The organism is Pseudomonas sp. GW821-FHT02H09, assembly GCF_059421425.1.
Map to the genome: position 1 here is coordinate 37,146 of NZ_JBWKVA010000006.1, position 18,976 is coordinate 56,121.

Consider the following 18,976-nt stretch of genomic DNA (forward strand, 5'->3'; position numbering starts at 1 on the left):
GACGCGAAGCGTCACGGGTTGCATTCCCACGCAGAGCGTGGGAACGATCTATGCCGCAGGAATCATCAACTCCCGCAGCCCATCAGCATGCTCAATCACCTCACCAGGCAACCTGAGCCGCTGGTCATCCAGGTACCGATAATCGCGCCGCGCTGCCGCCAGCCGACTCACATCCAGCTCAACAGCGAATGTCCCTTCTTCCCGTCCAGCCTCGAACAACAGGCTGCCGAACGGATCCACCAGCGCACTGCCACCGGCAAACAGCAGCCCGCCATCACCCTCTTCCACCCGGTTGACCATCAGCGCAAACGCCTGGTTTTCCTGGGCGCGAGCCATGATCGCGGTGCGGTGGGTCAGACCGTAGGGGTCCATGTTGCCGTTGGTGACAATCAGCAGCTCAGCCCCCAGCTGCGCCAACGCACGGGCGGTTTCCGGGAATTCGATGTCGTAGCAGATCAGTAAGCCCACCCGCACACCGTTCCACTGGCAGGTCGCGTAACGATCACCGGCACTGAACACCCCTCGATCCGAGGCCCAGAGGTGGGTCTTGCGGTACTTCAGGGCGATGCCTTCAGGCGTGATCAGCAAGGTGGTGTTGTAGAAATGCCCGTGATCGTTCTCCGCGACGCCGATCACCACAGCGATATTGCGCTCACGCGCGGCCTGCAGCACGGCAGTGACGGTCGGACCGTCCAGCGGCTCGGCGATCCGGGCCACGGTCTCGGCAGACGGGAAGCCCATCAAGTGGGTTTCCGGGAACACAATCAACTGCGTATCGACGGCGCAGGCAGCAATCGCCACCAAGGCTCGCTCAAGGTTGTAAGCTGTGCCGTTGTCACGGCCCGCCAATTGGGCTAATTCGACCTTCATGGGTTTTCCTTGTTCTATTCGCCGGACTGGCAGAATGTTGCCCGGCCACTGGATCTGCGTTCAGTATGCGCAGCTGCAAGCAGCCGGGGGAATTACGCGGCTGGGGTAACCCGATAGGGGTAGACATATGACGCTCACGCTTGAAGACATCGCCTGGCACCGCTCGGTCGGGCAAATGATCGATACCCTCGACAAACCCAACTTCTGGACGCAACTGGTGCGCCTGCTCGATCAGTACGTGGCCTTCGACAGCTGGGTCGCGCTGCTTTTCAGCAATGCTCAGCGCCCGCAAGTGTTCGCCGAATGCCCGGGCGAGGACGGCAGCCCCGATCAATTGTTTCAGGATTACCTCAAGGGCCTGTACCTGCTCGACCCGTTCTACATCGCCAGCCGCGAGCAATCCCAAACGGGTCTCTATCGCCTGGCCGAAGTCGCGCCAGAGCACTTCGAACTGACCGAGTATTACCAGCGCTACTTTCGTCTGAATGTGGTGGCCGATGAAATCCAGTTCAATTGCCAGCTCGATGGCGACCGGACGTTGTGCCTGTCGCTGGGCTCCCGGCAATGCTTCAGCCCCGAGCAGATCGCCCTGTTGTCGCTGATCCAGCCCTGGGTGCTTGGCCTGTTGCGCCAGCGCTTACCCTATGAAATCAACGAAGTGCTGGTGGCACCACAAACCGCGCCACAGGGCGACTGGCGGATTCAGCTGGAAGCTTCGGTGCAGCAGCTCAAGGGCGCGCAACTGACAGCCCGCGAGCTGGATGTCGGGCGTTTGATGCTCAGCGGCTGCTCAAGCAAGGAAATCGCCCGCAAACTGGAAATCTCCGTCGAAACCGTGAAGGTCCATAAGAAACACATGTACAGCAAGCTGGGGATCAAGTCCCAGTCCGAGCTGTTCTCGATATTTCTCCAGGCGCAAAGTGCCTGACACTGTAGGAGCAGCCGGTCGACGCTCGATTGCTCGCGATGGACGTTAACGATAACGCATGTTTTCTGAATAAACGCGTCGCCCTTGAGTCCATCGTCGGAACGCCGCCCGGAGCAAGCTCGCTCCTACAAGGGGGCGATTGACAGTCACGTCAGCGCCCGCTTCCAAGGATAAAAAGACGGGCTTCGACCTCCCCGCCCTTGATCGTCAACGTCTGTTTCCACTCCATTGGAAATGTCACGACATCTTCGGGCTGGGGTTTTCCCGTCACCCACCAGACTCTGCTGGCACTCAGTTTCAATGCGGAAACATCGTTGAAAAAAATCCAGTCCAGACGTTGGGGGATGAGCACCCATCCACCGTAATTGTAAGGTCCTCGGGACTCACCGGATGACGATCTGGAAACGTACAGCCTCGGCTGGATGCCCGTAGTGTTGTAGTACATGAACGGTAAATACCAGTACAAACCGTCGACCACGATCTCGTCATCTGGACGAGCCTGGCGATTGATACCGGCCGCCACAGTGTCCAGCCTGGCCACTTTGCGAACGGATGTCCCGTTCAGCCCATCCGTTTGCTCATAGACAATCAGCAGCCCCTGTATTTCCCCCATGACAAAAACAACCATGGCAATAAACGCGATGACCGCTCGTCGTTCGGCCAATGCATCCAGCGCAACCGCTGCGATGAGGGGCAATCCGACGGCCGCAAACACCAGGTACCTGGCGACAAACACTGGAACGACCAAGGACATCAGAAAGACAGTGAGTACCGGCACAAAAAAATAACCGACCAGCAACAGACTGAACCTTCGATCGTTGCGATCCTTCAGGACCACCATTGCCGCCGCCAAAACGACTAACGCTGACAGGACTATTGCCCACAACACCGAGCCATCCGCAGCATCCTTCATCACGGTGAATTGCGCTACAGCGCCCAACAATGTCTGCCAGGTGACAGGCGGTATCCATCCGAGCCCGCCTATATGTAGCAGTTGATCAATGAAATGGGGCAGCCAAGGTAAATAGAGCAAGACAATTGCACCATTAGCCAGTCCCCATGCCCGGGCGGGTAGCGCCGTGCCACGACCAGCGATTTGCCCCCTCCACCAGTAAAGCCAATGAACCAATGCGCAAAGAGCCGCGAAGTAATTCGTATAAAACGCGGACGTCATCAGCAACACGTAAATAACCGGATAACGTATGTGCTGCGGTGTTTTGACCCAACACACAAAAGCCACGGTTGCGCCCATGAGCCAAAAACCCACCATCGTGTACATTCGAACTTCCTGGCTGTAGCGAACCGAGATCGGCAGCAACGCCAGCAGCAAGGCTGCCATCCAGGTTGCTCTGCGGGTTGCAACCAGACTCATCAGTTTCATGCAGAGCAACAGTGTTCCCACATCGACCAGCGCACTCAGACCTCGTACAGACACGACGCTGTTTCCAAACAATCTCATCCAGTAATGCAGCAGGAGATAATAGAGAGGTGGATGAACGTCCCGCGCAGTATTGAACCAGATCAGCCTGGGAGACTTTTCGCTTAGCAGCAGGCTGTACGCTTCGTCGTACCAGATGACCGGCACACTAATACCGTGGAAGCGCACAATCAACGCGAGTGTGACTATAGCGACCAGGCCAAGGCCGTCGACGAACAGCTGCCGAGGGTTTGCTCGATCAACGGAATAAAGTCTCATCGCGTTAAACAATCCTTTTCAGAAAGGCTCGTTCATTTGACGCACTATTGCGCCTAGCGCTATTTACATATGAACTTTTCGATTCATGGTGGTTCTTTCATGACAATGAATCCATAGTCGCCCACCAAGTAGATGTTATAGAACTTGCTATCCACCACCGCTGGATAGCCTCTATAACCTACCCGCGTCGCATTTCGCCGTTCTCCTTCGGTGACCACATTAGTGATGCCTACCCTGGGCAAATTTTCGGACAACATGAAAAAGTCCACATTTAAAATATAAGCCAGCACCGGCATCAACTCAAAAGAGCCTGTCGCACCCGACAGCCAGTGATCGGAATAATTAACCGACATATATATTCGCTTGGCTTCTCGCAGGCGCTGATTGGACGCGATGTCATGCTCAAGCGAAAACAGTGCACTGGTGGCGAATTCTTTCTGCACATTCAGAACGCGTCCATACGCATAGGACAGAGAAAGCATGCTTAGCAGAGGTACCGCCAGTAGAACGCTCAGTCGCGGATCAATAGCCTCCAGCACCAGATGACTCAAATAAAACAAAAACACCAGCAATACGGCAAAGCCCATCAAGGTTCTTGCGCCCTCATTGAAATCCCTGAAAACCAGCGTGGCACCCGGAACAAGCAACAGCAGAACAGGCAGGGTCAGGAGACAGATCAAACTCAGTATTATTTTTTTCAGAACACTCTCTTTCCGTTTAACTATGGTGAACCCGACCCGTATTGTCCCGGCTCCGGCACAAAGCAGCACAGCCCAAAGCAACCAGAAATTCCCTCCATGAAAAAGCAGAGCAACTTTGTTTGCCAGGACACCGAGACTGGTTTCAACCTGGAGAAATCCATTAATACTCCATTCCAGCAGTGGCAAGCGCTCCTGAATAATAAATGGATAAGCTACCACGTAATAAACAACCCCGCCCACCATCAACTGTGCAATTTTCCACTTAACCAACGAACATAACGAACCCCATGACACTTCGTCATTGACAGCCCTGATCAGTTCGACACAGCAAAGTCCCAGAAATACATTAATACTCAACTGATAAAGCCCTATCCCCGTTGCTATCAGTATGCCGGGCACCACAACTTGCAGCACCGCAGACTTCGCCCGAAAGGTCATCGCATAAATAATGGCGACCAGACTTAACGTCATGGCAGGTCCATCGTATTGATAAGACAGGTTCTGCAGGAAAAACGGGTTATACCAAAGGGGTAACAGCACAAAGCAACATGAAACGGTGATTTTTTTGTAGTAGTGCATCGTCAGGCTCGTCAAGGCGTGGGCCATTGCGAACGTTGCAATTAAAAGTGGTAATGGGAAAATATTTGGCGCGCCCGACGAAAACGTCAACGCATTGTAAAACAGATCAGCCCATAACCGCCCCTGACCTGCCCAGGCTGTTCCGGCAGCCAATGACCGCCAGTTATCGTCAATATAATAGTAATCTGTCAGAACCAGAGGAAATATGTAAATGAAAGCGCTGATCAAAAAAAACACCCGTACTTCACGCCCATCCAGTTTCTTGTCCAAAAAACTGACCACACTCATTTCAGCGCTCCTTTCTCAGCCCTGAACTTCACTGGATTTTTTATAGCCCGGGCCTGTTTTTGCCGCCTATGACATCCTTCACCACGTATCTGGGCCGATGCTTCGCTTCAATATAAATTCTGCCGACATACTCACCGAGTATGCCGATACCAATAAGCTGCACACCGCCCAGAAACAGAATAGCGGTCATCAACGAAGGGTAGCCAGGCACACTGTTACCAAAGAAAATTTTATCCAGCACCATATAAATCGCGTAAAGGATCGCAAACAAGGAAATCCCGGTACCGATATAAGTCCACAACCGCAACGGCACAGTACTGAAAGAAGTAATACCCTCCAGTGCCAGGTTCCACAGTTTCCAACCGTTGAACTTGCTCGTTCCCGCCACTCGCTCGGCCCGCTCATACTCGATGACCACGGTATTGAATCCCGCCCACGACAGGACGCCCTTCATGAATAGCTGGTGTTCCGGAAGCGTGCGGATCACATTCACGACCTTGCGGTCCATCAGCCGGAAATCACCCACGTTTTCTTCGATCCTGGTGTAGGCGATCCTGTTTAGCAGGTGGTAAAACAGTGCCGCGCTATGCCGTTTCAGATAACCGTCGGCGGCGCGACCATGACGTTTGGCGAGAACCACATCGGCCCCGTTCTTCCACTCCTGGATCAACTGAGGAATTACATTGATCGGGTCCTGCAGATCGACATCCATCGGAATCACAGCGTCCCCTGTGGCGTACTCAAGCCCGGCAAACAACGCCGGCTCCTTGCCAAAGTTGCGCGAGAAATTGATGACCAACACATTGTCATCGGCCAACGCGAGGGCTTTGGCCTGCTCGGCGGTCTGGTCCGAACTGCCGTCGTTTACAAAAACGATCTCGACCTCGCACTCATCGAGCGACAATTGCTGGCGGACAGCGTTATAAAACAGGTTAATCGCCTGTTCCTCATTGAACACTGGAACGATCAGCGAAACTTTCACGTCTCACGCTCCTGGAAAACGAAGAATTTCGAGTAAAAGAAACCGCACACCAGACTGATGGCGGAAAAGACAACCAGGGTGATCAACCCCGGCAGCTGTAATCGGTCCCCCGCATAACCCACGCCAAGACTCAACACGCCCATAAACCCGACAAACAGCAGATAGCGCGAAGCAGTGGCTTTTAGTTTGAAGGTGTATCGCGCATTGGCATAAAAGGAAAATGAAACTGCCACACAAAAGGCCGCGAGGTTACTTGGCGCCTGACGAAAGCCCATGAGCGCGTGTAGAACAAAAAACGTCGACCAGTGAATCAACGTATTAAGAAGACCGACTGAGACGAATCTGTAAAAGCCGTGAAACACAGGCTTTACATCCATGGCCATGGCGTTTATTTCCGATTAACCTGCTGGCACCTGTTCCATTGACTTGAGTGGTCAATCCACGACTCACCGAACGACACCTTCCTGCTCCAGGAGATATGACGTACGCACCGTTCTTTGCGAACACTGCTGCGGCTTTCAGACAAGAGCGGTCTGTACTCCACGCTAGGCACCCTGTGCCCACTTGTCTACTTTCAGACCCGCAATTAGACCAGTGGACAAAACGCCATTCTACCGACTCGTTTTAATTAACAGATCACTGACAGCCCCCTGCGTTCCTGCGTCTGAGACATCCAGTAATACCCATCCTTTGCAATTGCCGGCGAACCACGCCACCCTGCGCGCCGCCGATGTGCGGCACGCAATCTTTTGTTTTGTCCGCCACTCCTTGCTTAATATTCGCTCAAGAGCCCGCTGTGATGCTTAACGGACGCGACCCTCGCATAGATTTCTTTCGCGGCCTGGCGCTGATCTTCATTTTCTGGGATCACGTGCCGCAAAGTCCGCTTGCCCATTTCACCGTGCGCAATTTCGGTTTCAGCGACGCGGCGGAAATCTTCGTGTTTCTGGCAGGTTATGCAGCGGTACTGGCCTACGGCAGGATCGTCCAGCGCGATGGTTATCTGATCGCCGGTGTGAAGATCCTGCGACGCGCCTGGGTGCTGTACGTGGTGCATATCTTCCTGCTGGCGCTGCTGATGGGCATCGTATTTTTCGCCAACAGCCATGTGCAAACCCGCGATCTGGTGCAGGAAATGGGTCTCCAGTATTTCCTGAGCAATCCGCAGCAAGCATTGGTCGATGAGCTGTTGCTGCGCTTCAAACCGAACCTGATGGACCCGCTGCCGCTGTACATCCTGTTGTTGCTCGGCTTGCCGCTGGTTTTGCCAATGCTGTTGCACAAGGCTGAATACGTGGTGCTGCTATCGGTGGCAGTGTATCTGCTGGCGCCGTGGTTCCAGTGGAACCTGGCGGCTACGGACGGCGGCGTGTGGTTCTTCAATCCGATGGCCTGGCAACTGCTGTTTATCCTCGGTGGTGCAACGGCAATTCACGGACAGCGGCCAGCCATGCCGCAAAACCGTTCCTTGCCTCGCCAGCCGTTGTTTGTCGCAGCGGCGATCTATCTGCTGATCACAGGGTTGATCGCACTCTCGTGGAAATGGCCGACCGTGCATGACGCCTTCATGCCAAAAATGCTCGGTGAATGGCTCTACCCGATCAGCAAGACCAACCTTTCGCCGACGCGTCTGCTGCACTTCCTGGCCCTCGCCTACGTCACCGCAAAGCTGTTGCCAAGCAGCGGCTGGACACAAAACTGGTTGGCGCAGCAAAGCTGCCGCATGGGTCGTTATTCGCTGGAGGTATTTTGTTTAGGCGTGCTGCTCGCGCCGCTGGCGGACATGCTCAACGCCCTGGCCGGAGATACCTTGGCGATGCAGGTATTCAGCGCCGTGCTGGGGGTGGGATTGATGGCCGTGCTGGCGGCGTGGCTGGATTTGAACAAGCGCTTGAACCGCCCGGTACAGGTCGTAGCGGCTTAACGTCAAAAGATCTTGAAAAACAAAAAGCCCCGATCACTCGGCCGGGGCTTTTGCTTTTCTCAATCTACCAATTACGACGCCGAACGCACCGCACCCTGCAGCGCATTGGCCGGTTGCAGCTTGAACACGTAGAACAGCACCGTCAGCAGCACCAGAAACGCCGGGCCGACATACAGGGCGATGCGAGTATCCGGGAAGTAAGCCATCAGGCCCACCACCAGCACCAGGAACGCCAGCGCCAGGTACGAACTTACCGGGTACAGCCACATGCGGTATTTGAGACCCGCACGTTCAGCCGGGCTCAGGCCTTTACGGAACTTGAGCTGTGCCAGCAGGATCATCACCCAGGTCCAGATTGCGCCGAAGGTGGCAATCGCGGTAACCCAGACGAAGACCTTCTCAGGCACCAGATAGTTGAGTAACACGCCCAGCAGCAAAGCACCGATCGACAGCAGCAACGCGCGACGTGGCACACCGTTGCTCGTCTTGGCAAAGACTGCCGGGGCCTGGCCATTCTGGGCCAGGCTGTAGAGCATGCGACCGGTGCTGAAGATGCCGCCGTTGCAGGAGGACAGCGCCGCAGTGATCACCACGAAGTTGATGATACCGGCAGCAGTCTTGATCCCCAGACGCTCAAAGGTCATCACAAACGGGCTGCCTTGAGTGCCGATTTCATTCCACGGGTAAATCGACAGGATCACCAACAGCGCGCCGACGTAGAACAGCAGGATGCGCCAGAACACCGAGCCGATTGCATTCGGAATAGTCTTCTGCGGGTTCTTCGCTTCACCGGCGGTCAGGCCGATCATCTCGACGCCCAGGTAGGCGAACATCACCATTTGCAGGGACATCAACACACCCTGGATGCCGTTAGGCATGAAACCGCCATGGTTCCACAAGTTGGAAATCCCCAGCGCCACGCCGTCGTTGCCGAAACCGAAAGCAATCACACCGATGCCGCCGACGACCATCGCGATAATCGTGACGATTTTGATCAGGGCAAACCAGAACTCGAATTCACCGAAGGCCTTGACCGCGATCAGGTTGATCGAGCCCATGCTCACCAACGCCGCCAACGCCCAGATCCAGCGCGGCACATCGGGGAACCAGATGCCCATGTAAACGGCGACCGCTGTGATTTCCGCGACGCAGGTCACCAGCCACAGGAACCAGTAATTCCAGCCAGTGAGAAAACCCGCCAACGGGCCAAGGTAGTCTTGAGCGTAGCGGCTGAAAGAGCCGGCTACCGGGTTATGCACGGCCATCTCACCGAGGGCGCGCATGATCACCAGAATCGCCAGGCCGCCGATGATGTAGGACAGCATGATCGCCGGGCCGGCCATTTCGATAGCCTTGGCCGAACCCAGGAACAAACCGACACCGATACAGGCGCCAAGCGCCATCAAGCGAATATGCCGTTCACCGAGTTCGCGTTTGAGCGGGCCGCCCTGAGCGGTCTCGCCGTGGGGCAGATGATTGCCAACTGGCATGGGTACAACCTCGTCTTGTTATTGGATATGAACCACTGGTATTCGAAATACCGACCGATAAGCCTGTACTTCCTGATACCGGGCCAACTTCGTGGGTTGGCACGTCTTGCAGGGCAAATCCTGCAAGATCAGCGGGCGTGCAGTATAAAAAGCTCTTATCAGGGCTTTTCACTATATAAACGACTGGATTCAGCGAGAACTCGCGGTATAAGCCGCTTGAACGGAGGGGGCATTACCTGGGTTTCGGGCCTCATCGCGTCTGCAAAACGGCATCGAGTATTGCACAGAAATGGTGCATCGCAATGCCCCCTACCTACGCCGTATTTACCTGAGCGATGGCTCTATTCAGATGCTTCCAGGGGCATGACCTATCAAGCCAAGTGCTCCCCCCTGTGGTGAGTGGTCGTCTCAAAACACATTCTCCTTCACATATTTTTCACCAGTTCCAACCACCGTCTAAGCTTCAAGCAAGTCCGATAAATCTGCGTGAATGGATCAGTCGACTATGGGCGCTTTGTGGCAATCCGATTCGAGTAAAACTATGGAGCCAACTGACCGCGTGGATGAAGCGCCTATACAGAAAAGACCTCGTCGCCGCCGGCACTGGTGGCGGCTGTTCTGGTTGTTACTGCTGATTACCTTGATTGTTCTGGGCTTCGCCGCCACCAAGGAGATGCGAACCTCGAAAGTGCAGGCGCGCGAGTTCAGCAAATTCGCCTCGTCGCTGAGTTACTCCATCGAGCCCGGCGCCAGCGATTCGATTTTCTATCCGGGCGCCGGCCCGTTCGACAAACGCCTGGGCTACAGCTCCCTGGGTGAATTCCTGCCGCGGCTGCTCAAGCGCAACTATATGATCCAGTCGCAGACCCGTTTTTCCCCGGCGTTATTCGGTTACAGCGAAAAAGGCTTCTTTGTGCCGTATACGGAGAAAATCCAGGCCGGGCTGTCGATAACCGATTGCCGCGCTGCGCCGCTGTACCAGTACAACTATCCGCAGCAGCTCTATTCAAGCTTTTCGGCGATTCCACCGCTGGTGATAAACAGCCTGCTGTTTATCGAAAACCGCGATCTGCTCGATCCCCAACAGCCATTGGCCAACCCGGCGGTGGACTGGCCGCGTTTTGGCAAAGCGGCGTGGTCACAAGTGGCGAAACTGCTTCATTTACCCGGCCAGACTGCTGGCGGCAGTACTCTGGCCACGCAACTCGAGAAGTATCGGCACTCTCCGGACGGTCTGACCGTTTCCGGCAGCGAGAAAATCCGGCAAATGATCTCCGCCAGCGTGCGCGCCTATCAGGATGGCCCGCAAACTCTTGAGGCACGGCAAAACATCGTCCGCGACTACCTCAACAGCGTGCCGCTGTCAGCGGTGCCTGGCCATGGTGAAGTGCATGGCATGGCCGAGGGCCTGCGGGTCTGGTATGGCGCGGACTTCAATCAGGTCAACCAGGACCTGGCCAGCAACGCGAGCGATCCGAAGAGTCTGGCGAAAAAAGGTCTGGCCTTGCGTGAGGTATTGTCGCTGATGATCGCCCAGCGCCGACCTTCGCATTACTTGGCCAAGGGTCGCAATGAACTGGCGGACCTCACCGACAGCCATATCCGCCTGCTCGCGCAAAACGGCGTGATAGATGATCAGTTGTCGGCCGCAGCCCTGGCCAGCAAGGTGACTTACCGCGACTGGCAGACACAACCGACCATCCAGCCGATTGAATCCAACAAGGGCATCAGCGTTGCCCGCAGTCGTCTGGCGGCCATGCTCAACCGTCCGTTGTATGACCTGGACCGCCTTGACCTGTCCGCCACGAGCACCTTGCAGAACGAACTGCAAACCAAGGCCACCGCGTACCTCAAGCATCTGGCCGACCCGGCGTACGCCGCACAACTGGGCCTGTTTGGCGAACACCTGCTGACGCCCACCAGCACCACGCAAGTGCGCTACAGCTTCACCCTGTTCGAACGCACCCCCGACGGTTCGCGGGTCCGGGTACAGACCGACAGCACCGATCAGCCGTTCGATATCAACGAAGGCAGCAAGCTGGAGCTGGGCTCCACCGCCAAGCTGCGGGTACTGACCACTTACCTGCAAATCATCTCCGAACTGCACGACCGTTATGGAGAGAAAACCCCGGCAGAGCTGAAAAATACCGAAGTCGCCGACCAGGACCGGATCACCCGCTGGGCTGTCGACTACATGATCCAGAACACCGACCGCAGCCTGCCAAAAATGCTCTCCGCGGCCCTCGATCGCACATACTCGGCGAGCCCCGGCGAGGCCTTTTTCACCGGCGGCGGGCTACACACGTTCCACAACTTCCGCAGCGAAGACAACGGTCGCAGCCCGACCCTGCGCGATGCCATACGCGAGTCGATCAACCTGCCGTTCATTCGCTTGATGCGCGACCTGGTGCGCTACAGCACCTACTCGAGCCCCAATAGCAGCGCCCTATTGCTCAAGGACGACGGTGACCCACGGCGTCAGGAGTATCTGGCCCAATTCGCCGACCGCGAGGGCACTGCGTTCCTGTTGCGCTTCTGGAAGAAATACCAGAAAAAGGACACCCAGGCCCGCCTCGAGACCTTCCTGGACGGCATGCACCCGACACCGATCCGCCTCGCAGCGGTACACCGCTACCTGCTGCCGGAGGCCAGTCAGGAGAGCTTCAACCGCTTCGTGCGCTCGCATTTGAAAACCGCCAAGAGCATCGACAAAGACAAAAAGGTCACCGAGAAACTCACTGACGAGCGCCTGGAAAAGCTCTATCGAAGCTACGGCCCCGGTACCTATGACCTGCCGGATCAGGGCTTCATTGCCAAAGTTCACCCTCTGGACTTGTGGCTGATGGGGTATTTGCTGAACAACCCTGACGCCAAGTTCAGCCAGATCGTGAAGGCCAGTGAATTCGAACGTCAGGAAGTCTATAGCTGGCTGTTCAAGAGCAAACACAAGAGCGCTCGCGACAGTCGGATCCGCACCATGCTGGAGATAGAGGCGTTCCTCGATATCCATCAGCGCTGGCAGAAAGTCGGCTACCCATTCGATCACCTGGTACCGTCACTGGCCACGGCCATCGGCAGCTCCGGCGATCGCCCGGCGGCTCTGGCAGAACTGATCGGCACCATCCTCAACGATGGCGTGCGTATGCCGACCCTGCGCATCGACAGCCTGCACTTTGCCGCCGGCACGCCCTACGAAACCTGGCTGATCAATGACCCGGACAAAGGTAAGCGCGTGATGCCTTCGGAAGTGGCGACGGCGATGCGCGAAGTGTTGTCGCAAGTGGTGGATGCCGGCACCGCGAAACGGGTCGCCGGCACTTTCAAACTGCCTAATGGCACACCACTGGCCATGGGTGGCAAGACCGGCACTGGCGACAACCGCATTGAAGCCTTCGGCCCCGGTGGGCGAGTTCTGAGCTCCAAGTCGATCAACCGCACCGCGACCTTTGTGTTCTACATCGGTGAGCATCACTTTGGCACGTTGACCGCGTTCGTTCCGGGCGCCTCGGCCCAAGCCTACAAATTCACCTCCGCGTTGCCAGTGCAAGTGCTCAAAGGTATGGCGCCGATTCTCACGCCTTACCTGCTGCCAGGTGGCAACACGTTATGCAAAGGAACGGTGGCAGGACGTTGAGGCCGGGTTGATCCGGCCCCAACCTTGCGCGTGAAAAACACAACATCAGCCGGCGCGGATCTTGCTGATCGACCGTATCGCCTCGTAAACGCCGCATCGCTGCAACGGTGAACGGCAGTTTTACTCCAGCCTCGCCCTGAACTCTGAAACAGCCAAGCGGCTGCAATCGATGCCTCGCCCAAGCAATATGGCCCCCCGAGCAATTCGTGAATCCGACCAATGAAGTACCCGATCGAGGGCCCACAGGTTTTGCGCGCAAGTCTGTCGAGATCCCTCAGTCAGAAGAAGAGCCCCACGCCGCCTCACATGCACTCAAAAAACACCACCGGTCTTGTCTTCTTGCTTTCTCTATAAGATATATCTTAAGTTGTATCTAAGTCCGAAGAGAGAACGGGAAAATGAGAGAGCATCATCCCCATCGAGAGCATGTTGACGGCCGCGACGGCTTCGCCCCCGGGCGTTTACGCGGTAGCCGTGGGCCGCGGGTCTTCGCCCCCGGTGATCTGAAATTATTGTTGCTGGCGCTGATCGCCGAACAGCCGTGCCACGGCTACGATCTGATCCGCCAGATCGAAGGCATGTTCGAGGGCGCCTACAGCCCAAGCCCGGGCGTGATTTACCCGACGCTGACCTTCCTGGAAGAAAGCGAACTGATTCTGGGTGACGCCGAAGGCGGGAAAAAACGCTACAGCGTGACCGACGCCGGTCGTCTTTCTTTAAGCGAGCAAGCGATTGCCCTGGATGGCGTGCGCATGCGCATTGATGTCAGCAAGCGCTCATTGCGCGGGCATGACCGTCCGGCGGAGATCCACGAAGCCGTGCACAACCTGCGCCATGCCCTGCATATGCATCACGGGCGCTGGAGCCCGGAAGAAATCCTGCGTGTTCGCGATCTGCTGAACAACACCGCCAAGGCCATCGTCGACGGCCCGGCCGTTCAATCTGCACCGGAGAAAGCCGAATGACTGCAGTTAATGTGCAAACGATTAATGTGCAAACGATTCACCGTGTCAGCCATGAGATCAAACGTCGTCGCCTGGAAGTGCTGCGAGTAGTCGACCTGACGCCACGCATGCGCCGGATCACGCTGGGTGGGCCGCAGCTGGCCGGGTTTGTCAGCCTGGGCACCGATGATCATGTAAAGCTGCTATTCCCCCAGACGGCCGCCGAACAGGCAGCGCTGGAAACCCTGGTGCTCGGCGCTGGCAAAGATGGCGGCCCAATGCCTGCCATGCGCGACTACACGCCACGACGCTATGACCTGGAAACCCTTGAACTGGACATCGACTTTGTCCTGCACGGCGACGGCCCTGCGTCGACCTGGGCCGAGCAGGCCAAGCCCGGCCAGTACCTGCATATCGGCGGGCCGCGCGGTTCGATGGTTGTACCGGACATCTTCGACAGCTATCTGCTGATCGGCGACGAAACCGCCCTGCCCGCCATCGCCCGCCGCCTTGAAGGCCTGAGTGCCAATCGTCGCGCGCTGGTGGTCGTTGAAGTGGAAAACGCTGCCGAACAGCAAACACTGGACAGCGCCGCGCAGGTCGAGGTGATCTGGGTGCTGCGCCAGGGCGGTCAACAGGATCTGTTGAGCACCGTGCAGCAACTGCAAATGCCGACCGGCGAGCTCTATGCCTGGGTGGCGACTGAAACCAAGGTGTCCCGACAGATTCGCCGGGTGCTGCTCGATGAACACCGGCTCAATGAAGCGTTCGTCAAGGCCGTCGGGTATTGGCGATTGGAGGGCAGTGACGAAGAGTGACTCCGAAAGGATCTGTTGTAGCAACTGCCGCCAGGCTGCGTTCGGCCACGAAGTGGTCGTAATCCAGACGACTCAATCTTCACGTCGAAACGCAGCATGGTTTTTAACGACTGCTGCGCTCGAACGCGACTGCGAAGCGAACACAGCCTTCGGTAGCTGCTACAGGACTTGCATCGCTTAACGTCTCCCCCGCCACCGATCCACCCCAACCAGCACCAGCGAAACCAGCACAAACCCCATCCATATCCCACCGGCATTGATGAACACCTGTGGGTAACCCAACCGGTCAACATCGATAAAGGGATATTGGTACAACCCCAGCGAATGCCCGCGCAGCAGGGCGTAGGCGAAATACACCAGCGGGTAGATCGCCCACCCTGCGATGTGCTTGAGACGCAATGTCCCTTTCGGTACACACCACCACCAATACAGGATGAACAACAAGGGCATCACGTCATGCAGCAACTCGTCAGCCAGCAGTTGCCAGCCTTGCGGATGCCAGAGATGGCGCAGCAACAGGCTGTAAGCCAGATTGACCACCGCAATGCTTACCGCGATCCCGCTGCTGACCCACGGCTGAAGAAAGAAATCCCGTCCCTTCGACACTCGCCTACTCAGCGCGTAGGTCAGCACCACTGCGACCAGCGTGTTGTTGAGTACTGTAAAGAAACTGAAGAAGTTCACCAGCCCGCCCAGCAGGCTGGCTTCAGCCGTCCAGCGAGAGTAAAGGATCAGATACTGCTGAATGGCTAGTCCCGACCAGCCCAACACTGCGGCAACCGCTATAAAACCACGCATCCGGCGTGAAGGCTGAGATTGTCCGTTGTGCATCCATTTTCCCTAGATTGGGCGTTTTGTGCGCTGCAATTTTACGTACAAGGCTTCAACTTTCTCACGCGCCCATGGAGTTTTGCGCAGGAAGGTCAGGCTCGATTTGATGCTCGGATCGCTCTTGAAGCAGCGAATATCAATGCGCTCGGCCAGCCCCGACCATCCGTAGTGTTCAACCAGTGCGGTGAGAATCTGTTCCAGGGTCACGCCGTGCAGCGGGTTGTTGTTCGGTGCAGTCATGCCAGGCCTTTGAACGAAGAAAGAAAAGGAAGCCGCGCACCTTAGCCGAGGGCATCGTCGGGTGGAAGGGCTCTATGCGCTAGAAAGTGAACTGTAGGTGAAATGGAAAAGATCGGCGCCCGAACCCTATGCGCAGGTCGGGGGCCTACGAACAAAACCCGTCGTATGTTGATCGCGGCAACGGTCTCAAGTTCAAAGGCAGCCGCGTCCAGGGGGCGATCCTGCCGATAGAGCAGGTCTGGACACCAACGTTCAACGGCCTGCCGGGGAATATCGCGCGGGTTACTACTACGGTAATGCCAAGGCCACTGACGTTTATAAAGACCGCAACGACCAGCCTGCTGCGTTGAATGGCCAAGCCTATCGCAGCAGTTCGAGTAAACACGGGGTCTGGCTGGGTGTGCAGCAGCTCATCAACCAGGCCCGCGCCTGATCCTCATCTACAGTAAACATGCGTGGGAATACCCTTAACGTCACGGAGAACCACACAATGAGCACTGACGGTCCTTTCAGTCCAAGCCGCCTGCCGCCGAGCCTGCTCGGTATCCTGCTGCTGCTAATGGGCTTGGCCTTGTTGGCCGGAGGGATCAAGCTGAGCATGCTCGGCGGCTCGCTGTATTACCTGCTGGCCGGTATCGGCCTGGTCGTGACCGGTTTTTTGCTGCTCGCTGCACGCCGTGCCGCTCTGAGCCTGTACGCACTGGTGCTGTTCGCCAGTACGGTGTGGGCATTGTGGGAAGTCGGCCTGGACTGGTGGCAACTGGTGCCACGTCTGGCGCTGTTGTTTGCCTTCGGTATCGTTCTGCTGCTGCCGTGGTTGCGCCGTCCGTTGCAGAGCGGCCAAAACGCGACGATGGGTACCAGCGCGCTGAGCATGGCCGTGGTCCTCGCCGGCGCTACGGCGCTGGCCAGCCAGTACACCAACCCAGGTGAAATCAAGGGCCAGCTGGCGCGCGATGCAGTACCCGGCATGACCAACACCGCCCCGGCCATGCCCGACGGTGACTGGAATTCCTATGGTCGCAGCGCTCATGGCGACCGTTACTCGCCGCTGACGCAGATCACTGTGCAAAACGTCAGTAAGCTGGTGCCGGCCTGGACCTATCGCACCGGTGACCTTCCAGGGCCTGGCGATCCAGGTGAAACCACCGCCGAAAACACCCCGCTGAAAGTCAACGGCATGCTCTATGTCTGCACGCCCCACAGCCGGGTGATCGCGCTGGACCCGGACACCGGCAAGGAAATCTGGCGCTTCGATCCGAAGTTGAGCACGCAGAATGCGGCGAATTTCAAAGGTTGGGCACACATGACCTGCCGTGGCGTGTCATACCACGATGACGCGGCCTACGCCGCCACTGCCACTAAGAAAATCCCGGCCAAGCCAGCTACCAAGCCAGCGACCAGGAAGCCAGCTGCAACGCCAACTGCCATTCCAGTCGCTGCGATTGTCGCCAACGTGTGCCCGCGTCGCATATTCCTGCCGACCGCCGACACGCGTCTGATCGCCCTGAACGCCGACACCGGCAAGATGTGCGAAGACTTCGGCGACAAGGGTCAAGTCGACCTGCGCGCCAACATCGGCACCTTCGCCCCTGGCGGCTACTACTCCACCTCGCCACCGGCGGTGACCAAGAACCTGGTGGTCATTGGCGGCCACGTCACCGACAACGTCTCCACCGATGAGCCAAGCGGCGTGATCCGCGCGTTCGACGTGCACACCGGTCGCCTGGTGTGGAACTGGGACAGCGGCAATCCGGAAAACACCACCCCGATTATTGAAGGCCAGACCTACACCCGCAACTCACCGAACATGTGGTCCATGTTCAGCGTCGACGAAAAACTCGGCATGCTTTACCTGCCGATGGGCAACCAGACACCTGACCAGTGGGGCGGTGGTCGCACCCCTGAATCGGAAAAATACAGCGCGGGCCTGACCGCACTCGACATCGACACCGGCCACGTACGCTGGACCTTCCAGTTCACTCACCATGACCTGTGGGACATGGACGTCGGTGGTCAACCTACGCTCGTGGACATGAAAACCACTGACGGTGTAAAAAAGGCGGTCCTCGCGTCGACCAAGCAAGGCAGCATCTACGTGCTGGATCGCAGCACCGGCAGACCAATTGTCCCGATCAATGAAGTGCCGGTTCCGCAAGGCGCGGTAGCTAGCGACCATACCTCCCCGACTCAGCCCAGGTCCGACCTGAACTTCATGCCGCCGCCCCTCAAAGAGCGCGATATGTGGGGCGTGACGCCATTCGATCAGATGCTCTGCCGGATCACTTTCAAATCCATGCGTTATGACGGCCCGTTCACCCCGCCATCGCTGCAAGGTTCGGTCATCTATCCCGGCAACTTCGGTGTGTTCGACTGGGGCGGTTTGTCTATCGACCCGGTGCGGCAAATCGCCTTCGTGAACCCTAGCTACATGGCGTTCAAATCCAGGTTGATCCCGGCTGCGCAAATCGCCGCCCAAGGCCCACGCAAAAGCGAAACCCAAGGCGTCCAGCCGAATAAAGGCGCGCCATATGGCGTGATCCTCGAAGCGTTGCTGTCACCGATGGGCTTGCCTTGTCAGGCTCCGGCCTGGGGTTATGTGGCCGCAGTGGACTTGACCACGCAAAAAACCATCTGGAAACACAAAAACGGCACCGTACGTGACAGCTCGCCGATTCCGATCCCTCTGAGCATGGGCGTGCCAAGTCTGGGCGGGACCTTCACCACCGCAGGAGGCGTTGCCTTCCTCAGCGGCACCCTCGACCAGTACCTGCGTGCCTACGACGTTAAAAACGGCAAGCAGCTGTGGGAAGGTCGCCTGCCAGCAGGTGCCCAAACCACCCCGATGACCTACACCGGTAAAGATGGCAAGCAATACGTGCTGGTCATGGCTGGCGGTCACGGCTCGCTGGGCACCAAACAGGGCGACTACGTCCTGGCGTTCAAACTGCCGGATTAAGCCTTGGCGGCAGTAAAGGAAGGGCGGCTACCGAGAAGTGGCCGCCTTTTTTCCGGGCGATGGCTAAAGATCACGGCCTGCGGTGAACCTGT

Annotated in this window: 14 protein-coding genes and 1 pseudogene; 7 read left to right on the forward strand and 8 right to left on the reverse strand. The window is 57.1% G+C overall.

Annotated features, from left to right (window positions below; all coding sequences use genetic code 11):
• Positions 1–48: 48 nt before the first annotated feature.
• Complete coding sequence (locus AC07VR_RS09495) at positions 49–870, reverse strand: carbon-nitrogen hydrolase family protein (protein ID WP_494991970.1); 822 nt, start codon at positions 868–870, stop codon at positions 49–51.
• Between the two features lie 127 nt (positions 871–997).
• On the opposite strand from AC07VR_RS09495, the gene AC07VR_RS09500 reads away from it, so the two are divergent.
• Positions 998–1,798 carry a helix-turn-helix transcriptional regulator gene (locus tag AC07VR_RS09500; protein ID WP_494991969.1) on the forward strand — a complete coding sequence of 267 codons (801 nt, stop codon included), beginning with the start codon at positions 998–1,000 and terminating at the stop codon, positions 1,796–1,798.
• A gap of 151 nt (positions 1,799–1,949) precedes the next feature.
• Here the strand turns inward: AC07VR_RS09500 and AC07VR_RS09505 are convergent, their stop codons facing one another.
• From AC07VR_RS09505 to AC07VR_RS09520, 4 genes are all read right to left on the reverse strand, one after another.
• On the reverse strand, positions 1,950–3,494 hold the full coding sequence (locus AC07VR_RS09505) for a glycosyltransferase family 39 protein (protein ID WP_495011108.1): 1,545 nt from the start codon (positions 3,492–3,494) through the stop codon (positions 1,950–1,952).
• Positions 3,495–3,577: 83 nt separating this feature from the next.
• Positions 3,578–5,062, reverse strand: coding sequence for a glucosyltransferase domain-containing protein (locus tag AC07VR_RS09510; RefSeq protein ID WP_495011109.1), 1,485 nt, complete (start codon positions 5,060–5,062; stop codon positions 3,578–3,580).
• Positions 5,063–5,102: 40 nt separating this feature from the next.
• On the reverse strand, positions 5,103–6,044 hold the full coding sequence (locus AC07VR_RS09515) for a glycosyltransferase family 2 protein (protein ID WP_494991966.1): 942 nt from the start codon (positions 6,042–6,044) through the stop codon (positions 5,103–5,105).
• Entirely contained in the window at positions 6,041–6,421 is a 381-nt protein-coding gene (locus tag AC07VR_RS09520) for a GtrA family protein (protein ID WP_494992144.1), read from the reverse strand. Before AC07VR_RS09520 ends, AC07VR_RS09515 begins: the two co-directional genes overlap by 4 nt.
• 422 nt (positions 6,422–6,843) lie before the next feature.
• Between AC07VR_RS09520 and AC07VR_RS09525 the strand changes: the two genes are divergently transcribed.
• A complete protein-coding gene (locus AC07VR_RS09525; protein ID WP_495011110.1) occupies positions 6,844–7,968 on the forward strand; it encodes an OpgC family protein in 1,125 nt (374 codons plus the stop codon).
• A 71-nt stretch (positions 7,969–8,039) separates the two neighbouring features.
• Here AC07VR_RS09525 and AC07VR_RS09530 read toward each other — a convergent pair whose 3' ends face one another.
• Complete coding sequence (locus AC07VR_RS09530) at positions 8,040–9,458, reverse strand: amino acid permease (RefSeq protein WP_495011111.1); 1,419 nt, start codon at positions 9,456–9,458, stop codon at positions 8,040–8,042.
• A 505-nt stretch (positions 9,459–9,963) separates the two neighbouring features.
• Here AC07VR_RS09530 and AC07VR_RS09535 point away from each other — a divergent pair.
• From AC07VR_RS09535 to AC07VR_RS09545, 3 genes are all read left to right on the forward strand, one after another.
• A complete protein-coding gene (locus tag AC07VR_RS09535) occupies positions 9,964–13,092 on the forward strand; it encodes a biosynthetic peptidoglycan transglycosylase (RefSeq protein WP_495011112.1) in 3,129 nt (1,042 codons plus the stop codon).
• A gap of 398 nt (positions 13,093–13,490) precedes the next feature.
• Positions 13,491–14,057, forward strand: coding sequence for a PadR family transcriptional regulator (locus AC07VR_RS09540; protein WP_494991962.1), 567 nt, complete (start codon positions 13,491–13,493; stop codon positions 14,055–14,057).
• A complete protein-coding gene (locus AC07VR_RS09545; RefSeq protein ID WP_495011113.1) occupies positions 14,054–14,854 on the forward strand; it encodes a siderophore-interacting protein in 801 nt (266 codons plus the stop codon). The genes AC07VR_RS09540 and AC07VR_RS09545 overlap by 4 nt, the downstream gene beginning before the upstream one ends.
• 177 nt (positions 14,855–15,031) lie before the next feature.
• Here the strand turns inward: AC07VR_RS09545 and AC07VR_RS09550 are convergent, their stop codons facing one another.
• Together AC07VR_RS09550 and AC07VR_RS09555 are read right to left on the reverse strand one after the other, a co-directional pair.
• Positions 15,032–15,685, reverse strand: a complete 654-nt coding sequence (locus AC07VR_RS09550; RefSeq protein ID WP_495011114.1) for a Pr6Pr family membrane protein — start codon at positions 15,683–15,685, stop codon at positions 15,032–15,034.
• 9 nt (positions 15,686–15,694) lie between these two features.
• Positions 15,695–15,925: a VF530 family protein gene (locus AC07VR_RS09555; protein WP_494991959.1), complete on the reverse strand. Its 231-nt coding sequence runs from the start codon at positions 15,923–15,925 to the stop codon at positions 15,695–15,697.
• Positions 15,926–16,043: 118 nt separating this feature from the next.
• Here AC07VR_RS09555 and AC07VR_RS09560 point away from each other — a divergent pair.
• Both AC07VR_RS09560 and AC07VR_RS09565 read left to right on the forward strand, forming a co-directional pair.
• Positions 16,044–16,340 (forward strand): annotated as a pseudogene (locus tag AC07VR_RS09560) (carbohydrate porin); the annotation flags it as partial.
• A gap of 144 nt (positions 16,341–16,484) precedes the next feature.
• Entirely contained in the window at positions 16,485–18,884 is a 2,400-nt protein-coding gene (locus tag AC07VR_RS09565) for a glucose/quinate/shikimate family membrane-bound PQQ-dependent dehydrogenase (protein ID WP_495011225.1), read from the forward strand.
• The last annotated feature ends 92 nt before the right edge of the window (positions 18,885–18,976 follow it).